We start from the raw sequence: 14,622 nt of genomic DNA on the forward strand, positions 1-14,622 counted from the left end.
TGTCCCTCAACGATGACGGCGACTGCATCAGCGGCCAGTTCGAATACGCCACCGACCTGTTCGACGCAAGCACCATCGCCCGTTGGGGCCAGCACCTGCTGCACCTGCTCGACGCCCTGCTCGACGATGCCACGCAGCCGTTGGCGACCCTGCCGTTGCTGGATGACGCACAGCGCCAGCAACTGTTGGAAACCTTCAACCCGGCCAGTGTTGCCCTGGACGAAAGCCCGAACCGCTTCCCTCATGTTGTGTTCGAGGCCCAGGCGAGCCTCACCCCGGACGCCGTGGCGCTGGTCTGCGCCGGGGAGACCCTGAGCTATGCCGAACTCAACGCCCAGGCCAACCGCGTCGCCCACGGTTTGATCGCACTGGGTGTGCAGCCCGACGACACCGTCGGCCTGTGCGCACGCCGCAGCCCGCACATGCTGATCGGCCTGCTGGGTATCCTGAAAGCCGGCGCGGCCTATGTGCCGCTCGACCCGCAGTACCCGGCGCAACGGCTGGCCCACATGCTGGCCGACAGCAAGCCGCGGGCCCTGGTCCACCAACCCGGCCTGGACGAGTTACCGCTGCCACAAGGCCTGGCGACGCTGGAACTGGGCAGCGCGTCCCTGGCCCCGACCCACAACCCTCAGGTGAAGGGGCTGGATTTCAGTCACCTGGCCTACGTGATCTACACCTCCGGCTCCACCGGTTTGCCCAAAGGGGTGATGGTCGAGCATCGCGGCTTGCGCAACCTGCTGGACTGGTACCTCGAGGACCTGGCTTTCCACGCCGGCGACGCGGTGCTTCTGGCGTCCTCCTACAACTTCGACCTGACCCAGAAGAACATCCTCGCACCGCTGATGGTCGGGGCCTCGCTGCACCTGGCCGCCGAACCCTTCAACCCAGGCGCCATCGTCGCCCAGGTCGCCGAGGCCGGGATTACCCACCTCAATATGTCGCCCAGCGCCTTCCACGCACTGGTGGACGCCGACCACGGGCAAGCCCTGGCCTGCCTGAAACGGGTGGTCCTGGGGGGCGAGCCGATCCAGGTCGCGATGCTGGAAAAACTCGCCCAGCCACGGCCGACAGTGATCAACAGCTACGGACCGACCGAGTGCAGCGACGTGGTCGCCTGGTACACCGTCGACAGCGACCTTGAGACCTACCGGCACCAGTCGATCCCCATTGGCCGGCCAGTCCGAAACATGCAATTGCATGTGCTGGACGCCCACGGGCAACTGCTGCCAGTGGGCGTGCCTGGCGAGATCCATATCGGCGGTATCGGTGTGGCCCGCGGTTACCTCAACCTGCCGCAACTCAGCGCCGAACGCTTCATCGCCGACCCGTTCTACGGCAAGGCCGACGCACGCCTGTACAAGACCGGCGACCTCGGCCGCTGGTTGCCTGACGGCACCTTGCAGTACCTGGGGCGCAATGACGATCAGGTGAAGATCCGTGGCCTGCGGGTCGAACTGGGGGAGATCGAAGCCGCCCTCGCCGCACTGGCGGGTGTGCGCGAAGCCGCCGTCATCGCTCGCGAGCACTCGTCCGGCCAGCGTCTGGTTGCCTACCTGTGTGGCGAGCCGGCCGCCGCCGGGCAATTGCGCGCCGAACTGCTCAAGCGCCTGCCCGAGCACATGGTGCCCAGCGCCTTCGTCGTGCTCGACACCTTGCCGCTCACGCCCAATGGCAAGCTCGACCGTCGCGCCCTGCCCGAACCGGATCAGGACGCCTACGCCAGCCGGGCCTTTGAGGCGCCCGAGGGTCGCGTCGAACTGATCATTGCCGGGATCTGGCAAGCCCTGCTGGGTGTCGAGCGCATCGGGCGTCATGACGGTTTCTTCGAGCTGGGCGGCCATTCGCTGATGGCGGTCAGCCTGATCGAACGTCTGCGCGAGCAAGGCTTGCACGCGGATGTCCGGACGATCTTCAGCAGCACGTCCCTGGCCGAACTCGCCCAAGCCCTGACGAACGCCCCACAACCGACGTTCCAGGCACCGGCAAACCGTATTCCGCCCGCGTGCACCGCCCTGACCCCGGACATGTTGCCGCTGGTGGAGCTGACCGCGGACCAACTCGAACGTATCGTCGGCGCCGTACCTGGCGGTGCCGCGAACATCCAGGACATCTACCCCCTGGCACCGCTGCAACAGGGCATCCTGTTCCATCACCTGCTGGGACACGAAGGCGACGCCTACCTGGTGCGCTCGATGCTGCAGTTCGACAACCGCCAGCGCCTCGATGCCTTCACCGCCGCCTTGCAGCAGGTGATCGATCGCCACGACATCCTGCGCACCTGCGTGCATTGGGACGGTTTGCCTCAACCGGTGCAGGTCGTACAGCGCCAGGCGCGCTTGCCGGTGCACAGTGTTTCCCTCGACAGCCACAAGGACCCCCTCAGCCAGCTCGAAGCCCTGAGCGATCCGCGGCAACTGCGACTGGATCTGCGCCAGGCGCCGCTGATGCGTGCCTGCATCGCCCAGGATCCGCATTCCGAGCGCTGGATGCTGGCGCTGCTCAACCACCACATGGCCAGCGACCACGTGACCTTGGAAATCGTCCTGGAAGAAATCCACGCGATCCTCCATGACCAAGCCGAGGGCCTGGCGGCACCGCAGCCCTATCGTGACTTCATTGCCCAGGCCCAGGCCATCCCCGCCGACGTCCATGAAGCCTATTTCAGCCGCCGCCTGGCCGATGTGGATGCACCCACCGCGCCCTTCGATCTGCTGGAGGTACAAGGCGACGGCCGTCACATCGAGGAAGCCAATGTGACCTTGAGCGTCGAGCTCAACCTGCGTCTGCGGGCCCTGGCCCGGGAGCGGGGCATCACCCCGGCGACGCTGTTCCATGTCGCCTGGGCGCAGGTACTGGCCCGCTGTACCGGCCGCGATGATGTGGTGTTCGGAACCGTGGTCGCCGGGCGCCTGCAAGGCTCGGCCGGGGCCGAACGGGCCTTGGGCGTGTTCATCAACACGCTGCCAGTGCGCGTGCCACTGACCGCCGGCGCCCACGAACAGGTGCTGGCCACTCACCGCGACCTGGTCGAACTGCTGACCCACGAACAGGCCTCCCTGGCCCTGGCCCAACGTTGCAGTGGCGTGCCCAGTGCCTTGCCGCTGTTCACCACCTTGCTCAACTATCGGCACCAGCGCGACGACAGCCAACTGCAATGGCCAGGTATGCGCATCCTGGACAGCGCCGAGCGGACCAATTATCCGCTGACCCTGTCGGTCAACGACTACGGCGACTCCCTGGGCCTGACCGTGCAAAGCGTGCAGGCAGTGGACCCGCAACGCATCTGCGCCCTGATGCAACGGGCGCTGGAGCAACTGGCCCAGGCCTTGATGTACACGCCTCGGATCCCACTCACGCAGCTGGACGTGCTGCCTGCCCAGGAGCGCACCCTGCTGCTGGACACCTTTAACCAGACCGAGGTGGATTACCCGACTGGCCTGTGCATTCAACAGCTGTTCGAAGAACAGGTTCGCCGCACGCCAAACGCCTGTGCATCCCTCGACGGCCGCCAATCCCTCAGTTATGCCGAGCTCAACGCCCAGGCCAACGGCCTCGCCCAGCAGTTGATCGCGGCTGGCGTCTTGCCGGGGGACCTGGTGGCCATCTGCGTCGAACGCGGCGTGGCGATGATCAGTGGCCTGTTGGGCATCCTGAAGGCCGGGGGCGCCTACGTGCCGCTGGACCCGACCTACCCCGCCGAGCGCCTGGCCTCGATTATCGAGGACGCCAGGCCACGCCTGTTGCTGGCCGACCCGATCGGTCGCGCGGCCGTGGGCACATTGCAGGAAGGCACTCGCTACCTGGCCATCGAACGGGCGCTGGCGACACCGTCGAACAGCCGCGATCCTCAACCCGATAGCGTCGGCCTGACGCCAGAGCACCTGGCCTATGTGATCTACACGTCCGGCTCCACCGGCAAGCCCAAGGGCGTGATGATCGAGCACCGCAACCTGGTGACCTCGACGCTGGCCCGGGGCACGGTGTATGGACCGGCGACCGGCAAGCGCTTCCTGCTCTTGTCGTCGATTGCCTTCGACAGTTCCGTGGCCGGGATCTTCGGTACGCTGGTCAGTGGCGGCACCTTGTGCATCCCGGATGCCGAAACCGCCCGCGACCCCGAGGCCATCGCCCGCTTCATTGGCGAACAGGCCGTCACTTCGCTGCTGTGTGTGCCGTCCCTGGGTCGCCTGGTGCTGGCAAGCCTTGCCAGCGGCAACGGGCGTGGCAGCCTGCAAGAGATGATCGTCGCCGGCGAAGCCTGTCCCGCGCAGTTGGTGCAGGAATGCACCGGGCTTGAGCCGGCGATCACTTTGTACAACGAGTACGGCCCCACCGAAGCCACCGTCTGGACCACGGTGCATCGCTGCACCGCCGCGGACTTGGGCGCGGTGCCCATCGGGCGGGCGATTCCCAACAGCCGCCTGTACGTGCTCGATGAACAGCGCCAGCCGGTACCGCTCGGCGTACCGGGCGAACTCTACGTGGGCGGCGCGGGGGTTGCCCGCGGCTACCTGGACCGGGCGGCACTGAACGCCGAACACTTCCTCAGCGACCCGTTCGCCCCGGGCGACGAGCCACGGATGTACCGCACCGGCGACCTGGTGCGCCTGCGCGCCGATGGGGTGGTCGAATTCCTCGGGCGTAACGACCAGCAGGTCAAGATCCGCGGTTTCCGTATCGAGCCCGGTGAGATCGAGGCACTGATGCTGACCCTGCCGGGGGTGCGCGAGGCCGCGGTCATCGCTCGCGAAGACACCCCGGGGGCGACGCGCCTGGTGGCTTACCTGAGCGTCGAGCCGCACCTGGCTGGCCGTAATGCCAGCAGCACGCTACGGCCTTACCTGACTTCGCAGTTGCCGGACTACATGGTCCCGGCGGCGTTCGTGGTGGTCGAGCGGTTGCCGTTGAGCCCCAATGGCAAGCTGGACCGACGTGCCCTGCCCGCGCCCGGCAATGAAGACTTTGCCCGCCGCCAGTACGAAGCGCCCAACGGTGAAACCGAGACGCTGCTGGCACAGCTCTGGGCCGACTTGCTGGGCCTGGAACGGATCGGCCGGCACGACGACTTCTTCGAACTCGGCGGTCACTCGCTGCTGGCGGTGCAAGTCACGCTTCGGGCGCGGGAAATCTTCGGTGTCGAAGTGCCGCTCAGGGGCGTGTTCGAACACCCCTCTCTGCTGGCCCTGGCCGACCTGATCAACACCCTGCAACTGGCGCAGTACGAGTCGGATGAATTGCTCGACCTGCAACAAGAAATGGCTTCGCTGTCTGAAAGCGAACTGCTCGCTATCGTCTCCAAGGATGCTTAATAAATTGAACGAACATAACGATAGTCTCGACCAGTTGAAACGTGCCGCACTGCTGCGACTGCTCAAGCAACGTGGCGCGACGCGTGTCATCGAAACCGTTGCCGAGGACATGCCCTGCGTCGACCGCGCCGCGCCGCTGGCGCTGTCGTTCGCCCAGCAGCGGCTGTGGTTTCTCGACCAGTTGGACCCGACCGCCAGCGCCGCCTACCACATACCCGCCTCGTTGTTGCTGCAAGGTGCCCTCGACCAGGCGGCCCTCACGGCAGCCCTCGATCGCCTGGTGGCACGGCATGAAAGTCTGCGCACCACGTTCCGCCGCGAAGGCGAGCAACCGGTGCAAGTCATCGCCCCGGCCGATTGCGGCTTCAGCCTCGTGACCCATGACCTGCGACACCTGCCCCGGGAGCAGGCCGCAACCGAGGCCGCACACCTGAGCGAAAACGCCGCCGCGGCGCCGTTCGACCTGCTGCACGGGCCGCTGATCCGCGGCACCCTGCTCCGCCTGGCGGACGATGAGCACCGGCTGCTGATCGCCCAGCACCACATCATCTCCGACGGCTGGTCCATTGGCATCCTGGTCAAGGAATTCGCGAGCTTGTATCAGGCATTCAGCGCGGGGCAGCCCGACCCGCTGCCGCCGCTGACCCGGCAGTACGCCGACTACGCGGCCTGGCAGCGCCAGCACCTGGAAGGCGAGCGCCTGGAGCGACAAGTGGAATTCTGGCGCGCCCACCTGGCCGGCGCCCCGGCGCTGCTTTCATTGCCGACCGACCGGGCGCGTCCGGCGGTCCAGAGCTACCGCGGCGAAACCCTGGGCTTCGACCTGCCGGCGTCGTTGTCCGCCGCCATCGTCCAGTTCGCCCAGTCCCGCGCCGCGACGCCATTCATGACCTTGATGGCTGCCTGGGCGGTCTTGCTGGCCCGCATCAGCGGTCAACAGGATCTGGTGATCGGCACCGTCGCCGCCAACCGCGACCGCCACGACGTACAGTCGCTGATCGGGTTCTTCGTCAACACCCTGGCCCTGCGCGTGCGCCTGGAAGCCAACCCGACCCTTGACCAGGTACTGCAGCAGGTCAAGCAATTGATGCTGGAATCCTCCACCCAGCAGGACACACCATTCGAACTGGTGGTCGAGGCCCTCAAGCCTCCGCGCAGCGCCAGCTACAGCCCCGTGTTCCAGACCATGCTCTACACCAATGCCGCAGGTGCCGGGGGCCAGTTGCAGTTGCCGGGGTTGAACCTGGAGTTCCTGCCGTCGCGCAAGGACAACACCCAGCACGACCTGTCCCTGCACATCGACGAAGGCGGCCCGAGCCTGTCCTGCAGCCTGTCGTATTCCACCGCGCTGTTCGACGCCGCCACCATCGAACGCCTCGCCGCGCGCTTCGAGCGCCTGTTGCACTGCTTTACCGACGCCCCCGACACCCGTATCGGAGCCCTGGAACTGGACCCGACCCAGGCCTTGCCCGAGGTCACCGCCCAAGTCTCCGGGCCAGGACAGACCCCGCTGTCCTATCACCAGGAGCGGCTCTGGTTCGTCGATACCTTCGAAACCGGCTACCTGTATGACGCCAATCCGGTCTATCACAACATTGCGTTACTGCTGGAGTTGACCGGTGAGATCAACCAACCGGCCCTGCAAACCGCCCTCGACGGCTTGCTGGCCCGCCACGACATCCTGCGCTGCCGGGTATTGAGCGACGGTAGCCGGGCCTGGCAACACTTCGACGGCCCGGCCAGCCTGACGCTCGAACTGCTCCAGGGCAACCCCGACGACTTGGCGGGCCAGGCCCTGGCCGCGACCCGTCGCCCGTTGAACATGGACGGCGGCAGCCTGGTACGTGCCAGCCTGGTTCGGGCAAGCGATCAGCATGGGATCCTGGCCATCGCCGTGCACCATCTGCTGGCCGACCGCAGCGCCATGCAGTTGCTCAAGCGCGACCTGCTGGCCCTCTACGAAGCCGCCTGCGCCGAGCGCAGCGCCGACCTGCCGGCATTGCCGCTGGGCTATGGCGACTTTGCCGCCTGGCAACGCAACCTGCCGGCCACCGTGATGGAAAACCTGCGGGCCTATTGGGCCTATCAACTGCGCGGCAAGCTGCAAGCCCTGGAGCTGCCCCTGAATCGACCCCGGGCGGCGGTGCATGTGTTTGCCGAAGCCACCCACGGTTTCACCCTTGAACCAGCGCTGGCGCGGCGCCTCGAAGCATTGGCCCGGGAAGTCGGCGTGAGCAGCGACAGCCTGGCCCTGAGCGCATTTACCGCCCTGTTGCGCCGCTACGCCGGCCACGATGAACTGGTGATCGGCACCACGGCCGCCTGCCGTGAACCGGCCCTGCGGGATGTCGTCGGACCGCTGGACAATCTGCTGGTCATGCGTGGCCTGTGCGACAGCGACACCACTTTGCAACAGCTTTGGGAGCAGACCGCCAACAACCTGACCGAGGGCCTGCGCCACCGGCACATGCAGTTCGACCAATTGGTGCTGGCCCTCAACCCGGCCAAGGACATGAGCCGCACCGCGCTGTTCGACGTGCTCTTCAATTTCCAGCGCACCACCGACCACGACACACTGGTGGCGGGCCTGGCGGTCAATACGCTGGAAACCAACCTGGGTTATGGCAAGAACGACCTGCACCTGCTGATCACGGCCGATGAATCACACTGGGCCGGACACCTGGCGTACAACGCGGAATTCTTCGACGCCGAATTCATCCAGCAGTTGATGCGCCACTACGTGCGCCTGCTGGAAGCTTTTGTCGAGGATTCGCAGCAGCGGGTCGACGACGTCCCGCTGCTGGATGTCGCCGAACGCCAGCGACAGATCCTCGACTTCAACGACAGCGAAGCGGCCTGGCCCGAGACCCTGACCCTGCATCAGCTCTTCGAAGAACAGGTGCGCCAGTACCCGGACCGCATCGCGGTCAATCTGGGCCTGGAGCGCCTGAGCTATCGACAGCTCAACGAACAGGCCAACCGCCTCGCCCACCGCCTGCGTGCGGCCGGCGTGCAGCCCCAGGAACTGGTGGCCATCGCCCTGGATCGCTCGGTACAGATGATCGTCGCCACCCTGGCGGTGCTCAAGGCCGGCGGTGCCTATGTGCCCATCGATCCGAGCTCGCCCCAGGAGCGCATCGCCTATGTGCTGCGCGACAGCGGCGCCCGCAAGGCCATCGCCCGCCAGGATATGAGTCCGGCGCTGCAGGCCCTCGGCATCGAAGTCTTCGATGCCGCCACGGACAACAGCGTCAGCGCCGCCAACCTGCCCAACTTGAGTGCTGCGGACCACCTCTGCTACGTGATCTACACCTCGGGCTCCACCGGGGAACCCAAGGGTGCGTTGCTCGAACACCGCAACGTCGTGCGCCTGCTGCACAACAATCGACTGGACTTCCAGTTCAGCGCCGACGATGTCTGGTCGCTGTTCCACTCCAATGCCTTCGATTTCTCGGTCTGGGAAATCTTCGGCGCCCTGCTCTACGGCGCGCGCCTGAGCCTGGTGCCCGAGGCCCTGCGCCGCGATCCGGTGGAACTGCTGGGTTTCCTTGAAAGCGAACAGGTGACGGTGCTGAACCAGACACCGTCGGCGTTCCTGCAACTGAGCGCCGCAGCCCTGGCGACGCCGCAGATGGGCCTGGAGCATTTGCGCTATGTGATTTTCGGCGGGGAAAGCCTGGAACTGGGCAAGCTCGACGCCTTCCACCGTGCCTTCGGGCATGTGGCGCTGGTGAACATGTACGGCATCACCGAAACCTGCGTGCACGTGACCTACAAGGCCATTGGCGCGGCGGACATCGCCGCCGGCGTCTCCAATGTCGGGCGGCCGATTCCGACCACCGTGGCCTACGTGCTCGACGCCCGTCAACGGCTGCTGCCGGTGGGTGTGGCCGGTGAAATCTGCGTCGGCGGGTTGGGTGTGGGTCGCGGCTACCTGAACCGTCCGGCCCTGAGCGCCGAACGTTTCATTACCGACCCGTTCCGGCCCGGCGAGCGACTGTATCGCTCAGGAGACCTGGGCAAGCTGCTGGACAATGGTGAAATCGTTCACCTGGGCCGGATCGACGCCCAAGTGAAGATTCGCGGTTTCCGCATCGAACTGGGGGAGATCGAAGCCAAGCTGCTGGCCTGTGACGGCGTGCGTGAAGCGCGGGTATTGGCCCGCGAGGACGCGAGCCAGGGCAAGCGCCTGATCGCCTACCTGATCCCTGAGACGGGCGCGGTGCTGCAAGTGGCGGCATTGCGCAAGCAGTTGGGGGCGACCCTGCCCGACTACATGATTCCGAGTGCCTTTGTCAGCCTGCACGCCTACCCGCTCACCGCCAACGGCAAGCTGGACCAGGACGCACTGCCGGCCCCGGACCTGGACGCCATGTCCGAGCGCGGTTATGCCGCGCCCGAAGGTGCCGTCGAAGTGGCCCTGGCGCAGATTTTCCAAGAGTTGCTGGGGCTCGAACGCGTGGGACGCAGTGACAGCTTCTTTGAATTGGGCGGGCACTCGCTGCTGGCCGCGCAACTGGTTTCCCGGGTGCGGCAACAGTTGGGCGGCGAACTCATGCTGCGTGAACTGTTCAGTCATCCCACCGTGGAGGAACTGGCGCGGGTCGTCGGCGACCTGCAAACCGTCAGCACCGAGACCATCGGCATCGCCGACCGCAATGCACCGTTGGCGCTGTCCTTTTCCCAGCAACGCCTGTGGTTTCTCGACCAACTCGATGCAAACGCCAGCACCGCTTACCACATGCTCGCGTCCTTGCTGCTGCGCGGCGATCTCGACCACGCCGTGCTCAAGGCTGTCCTCGACCGCTTGGTGGCGCGTCACGAAAGCCTGCGGACCACCTTCGATCGTCATGGCGAACAACCGGTGCAGATCATTGCCCCCGCAGACTGCGGCTTTGCCTTGGCCGAGCAGGATTTGCGCAGCCTGCCTTATGAGCAGGCCAGCATCAGCGCCTCTCGCATCGCCGACAGCGAGGCCACGGCACCGTTCGATCTGCGCCAGGGACCGCTGATTCGTGGGCGGCTGTTGCGCCTGGCCGACGACGAACACATGCTGCTCATCACCCAGCATCACATCATCTCCGACGGTTGGTCGGTGGGTGTCCTGGTCAAGGAGTTCGCCGCTCTTTATCGAGCCTTCAGTCAACACCAGGCCGATCCGCTGCCCGCGCTGTCGGTTCAATATGCCGACTACGCCGCCTGGCAGCGCCAGGTCCTCGACAGCGAGCGCCTGAGCCACCAGGCCGACTTCTGGCGTGAGCAGCTTGGCGGCGCGCCGGCGCTGTTGTCCTTGCCCACCGATCGCCCGCGCCCGGCGGTACAAAGCTACCGGGGTGGCGACGTCAGGGTGAACATCGCTGCGCCGTTGCGCGAACGCCTGGAACGTTTTTGCCAGGCACACAACGTCACCCTGTTCATGGCGTTACTCAGTGCCTGGTCGGTCCTCATGGCACGCCTGGGCAACGAACCGGACGTCGTGATCGGCGTACCAACGGCCAACCGTGGCCGCACCGAAACCGAAAACCTGATCGGCTTCTTCGTCAACACCCTGGCCCTGCGGGTAGACCTTGGGCAAAACCCGAGCGTGGCGCAGTTGCTGGAGCAGATCAAACAAACCACCCTGGCGGCCCACGAACATCAGGACATTCCTTTCGAGCAAGTCATCGAAGCCTTGCAACCACCGCGCTCCCTGAGCCACAACCCGCTGTGCCAGGTCGCCCTGTCGCTCAACAATACCCCTGGCGGCGTTGAACTGAGCCTGCCCGGCCTGACCCTGGTCCCCGTGGCCCAGGCCCATGAAACCTCGCAGTTCGACCTGATGCTGACACTGGACGATGACGGCGGTACGCTGGGCGGCGTGATCGAATACGCCAGCGACCTGTTCGACCATCGCACCGTGGAACGCTTCGCCCAGCACTTCCAGACCCTGCTTGAAGCCATGATCGAGGACCCCGCACAGCCGGTGCTCGCCCTGCCGTTGCTCACCCCGGCACAGCGTCAGGCCTCGCCAGCGACGCTGCCGCCCAAAGCCGTGTTCGCGGCGCAACTGCTGATTCATCAGCGCTTCGAACAGGTCGCCGCCGCCCAGCCCCACGCCACCGCCCTGGTCTTGGGCGAACGCGAACTGAGCTATCAGGCACTCAACCGCCGCGCCAACCGCATCGCCCGTGAACTGCTCGCCCAAGGCGTACGGCCCGATGACCGGGTAGCGATCCTGGCCCGCCGCGGGGTGGAAATGGTCTGCGCGGTGCTGGCCGTGCTCAAGGCCGGTGCCGCCTACGTGCCACTGGATCCGGCCTACCCCAGCGAACGCCTCGGCTACCTGCTCGACGACAGCACCCCGGTGGCCTTGCTGGCCCAGCCTGACTGCCTCGCCGTGCTGCCCGAGCATGCCGTGCCGGTGGTGCACCTCAAGGATTACGTCGCCACAGACGACCTGACGGACGTGTCCCTGGACCACAACCTTGAAGCCTGGGCGCTGGGCCTGACGCCGCGGCACCTGGCCTACGTCATCTACACCTCGGGGTCCACCGGGCTGCCCAAGGGCGTGCTGGTGGAACACGGCAATGTCGCACGGCTGTTCGATGCCACCGCCGGGTTGTTCGACTTCGACCAAAACGACGTGTGGACGCTGTTCCACTCCTTTGCCTTTGACTTCTCGGTCTGGGAAATCTGGGGCGCATTGAGTTACGGCGGCAAGTTGGTGATCGTCCCGAGCGACGTGGCCCGTTCCCCCGATGATTTCTATGCCCTGGTCTGCCAGCAGCGCGTCACGATCCTTAACCAGACGCCGAGCGCCTTCCGCCAGTTCATCGAGGCCCGCGAGCGCAGCGACCAGGAGCATACCCTGCGCGAAGTGATCTTCGGTGGCGAAGCGCTGGATTTCCGCAGCCTGCGCCCCTGGACCGCACGCACAACGTTGGCCCGTACCCGTCTGGTCAACATGTACGGGATCACCGAAATCACCGTGCACGCCACTTACTACCCGATCAGCCAGGTGGAAATCGACACCGGCGCACCAAGCCTGATCGGCCCGCCACTGCCGGACCTGTGCCTGCGTATTCTCGACGAGTACCGGCAACCGGTACCGGTGGGGGTCAATGGCGAGATCTACATCGGCGGTGCCGGTGTGGCCCGGCATTACCTCAATCGCGACGCGCTGAATGCCGAACGGTTCATCCCCGACCCGTTCGCCGTGGAGCCCGACGCAAGGTTGTATCGCACCGGTGACATCGCTCGCTACCGCGCCGATGGCGGCGTGGTCTATGTAGGCCGCAACGACTCGCAGATCAAGATCCGCGGCTTCCGTATCGAGCTGGGGGAAATCGAAGCGCAACTGCTCGATTGCGCCGATGTCCGCGAGGCGCTGGTGATCGTGCGTGAAGACCGTCCCGGCGACAAACGCCTGGTGGCCTACCTGATCGCCCATGAAGGGACCGCCCCGGAGTCCTCGGCCTTGCGCAGCCAGCTGGCCAGCGTACTGGCCGAACACATGGTGCCCAGTGCTTTCGTGACCCTGGAGGCCTGGCCACTGACCACCAACGGTAAGCTCGACCGCGCGGCCCTGCCGGCACCGGACTTGTCTGCCACCGCGAGCCAGCACTACGAAGCACCGCTGGGGGAAATCGAAATGACCCTGGCGAGCGCCTGGCAGACGTTGCTCGGGGTTGAACGAGTGGGCCGTCAGGATCACTTTTTCGAACTCGGCGGCCACTCGTTCCTGGTCATCAGCCTGATCGAGCACCTGCGTCAGGCGGGTCTGCAATTGGATGTGCGCACGGTCTTCTCGGCGCCGACACTCCAAGCCATGGCGGCCGTCCTCGCCGGTGGCAGCACCACCCAACAGGTGGTCCCCGCGAACCTGATCCCCGCCGATTGCACGGCGATCGTCCCACAGATGTTGCCGCTGGTGACCCTGAGCCAACAGGAAATCGAGCAAATCGTCGCCGACGTCCCCGGTGGCGCCGGCAATGTGCAAGACATCTACCCCCTGTCATCGTTGCAGGAAGGCATTCTGTTCCACCACTTGTTGCAGGCCGAAGGCGACGCCTACCTGATGCGTACCGTGGTGACGTTCGATCGTCGCCAGGTACTCGACGACTTCCTGGCCGCCGTACAGGTGGTGATCGACCGCCACGACATCCTGCGTACCGCGTTGCGCTGGCACGGCTTGTCACAGCCGGTGCAGGTCGTTCATCGCCAGGCGCAACTGCCCGTCATGACCTTGGACTGCTTGCCCGGCGAAGACGCCTTGCAGATGCTCCGGGACCATACGGACACGCATCATCTGCGACTGGACCTGCAACGGGCCCCGTTGATCGCAGCGTACGTCATCTATGACGAACCCCGGGCACAATGGCTGCTGGCATTGCTCGACCATCACCTGATCAGCGATAACGTGACCTTGCGCCTGATCATGCTGGAGATCCAGGCCGTGATGGCCGGCCAGGCCGAGAGCCTGCCACCGTCCCAACCGTACCGTAACTTCATCGCCCGGGCCGCCAGCGTGCCCCAGGCCGACCACGAAGCCTACTTCCGTCACTTGCTGGCCGATGTGGATGCCACCACCGCGCCTTATGGTGTGCTCGATGTACGAGGCAACGGGGCGGGGATCAAGCGTGCGGTAAAACACTTGAGCGACGATCTCAGCGCCCAGGTGTATCGAACCGCACGCACTCAAGGGGTCCCGACCTCGGTGCTGTTCCATGCGGCCTGGGGCCTGGTCGTCGCGGCCACCAGCGGGCGCGACGACGGGATTTTCGGCACGGTATTGTCGGGGCGTTCCCAAGGCACCGCCGGGGCCGACCATGCACTGGGGATGTTCATCAACACCTTGCCGATGCGCATTCGCTTGCAGCAGAACACCGTCAGCGACATTGTCCGCGACGCCTACCAGCAGCTCAGTGAGCTACTGACCCACGAACAGGCATCCCTGGCCCTGGCCCAGCGTTGCAGTGCCGTGGATACGTCGCTGCCCCTGTTCACCGTGATCCTCAACTGCCGCCATGGCGATCTGGTGAACGCGTCCGGGGAAAACGTCGCCGACATGGGCAGCCACGAAGGCATGCACTTCATCGCCTCCGAAACCCGCACCAATTACCCCATTGAAATTGCCGTGGCGAATGTGGGCAGCGGCTTCTCCCTGACCGCCCAATCCATCACCGGCATCGACCCGCAACGCATCGCCGCCTACCTCGCCCAGGCCGTGGCCGCACTGGTCGAAGCCCTTGAACAAGCCCCCGAACGCCTCGCCAGCGATCTGGACGTGCTCCCCGACACCGAGCGGCAATTGCTGCTGGCGGACTTCAAC

Annotated in this window: 2 protein-coding genes; both read left to right on the forward strand. The window is 65.6% G+C overall.

Going from position 1 to position 14,622, the window contains the following annotated elements; all coding sequences use genetic code 11:
* Positions 1-5,312: non-ribosomal peptide synthetase (locus BLP82_RS29140; RefSeq protein ID WP_139197993.1), on the forward strand; the 5,312-nt coding region annotated here is incomplete at its 5' end.
* Positions 5,313-5,316: 4 nt separating this feature from the next.
* A partial coding sequence (locus BLP82_RS29145; RefSeq protein WP_092176840.1) for a non-ribosomal peptide synthetase occupies positions 5,317-14,622 on the forward strand: 9,306 nt, incomplete at its 3' end.

The sequence above is a fragment of the Pseudomonas sp. NFACC37-1 genome, assembly GCF_900101575.1.
Lineage (GTDB): Bacteria > Pseudomonadota > Gammaproteobacteria > Pseudomonadales > Pseudomonadaceae > Aquipseudomonas > Aquipseudomonas fluorescens_AA.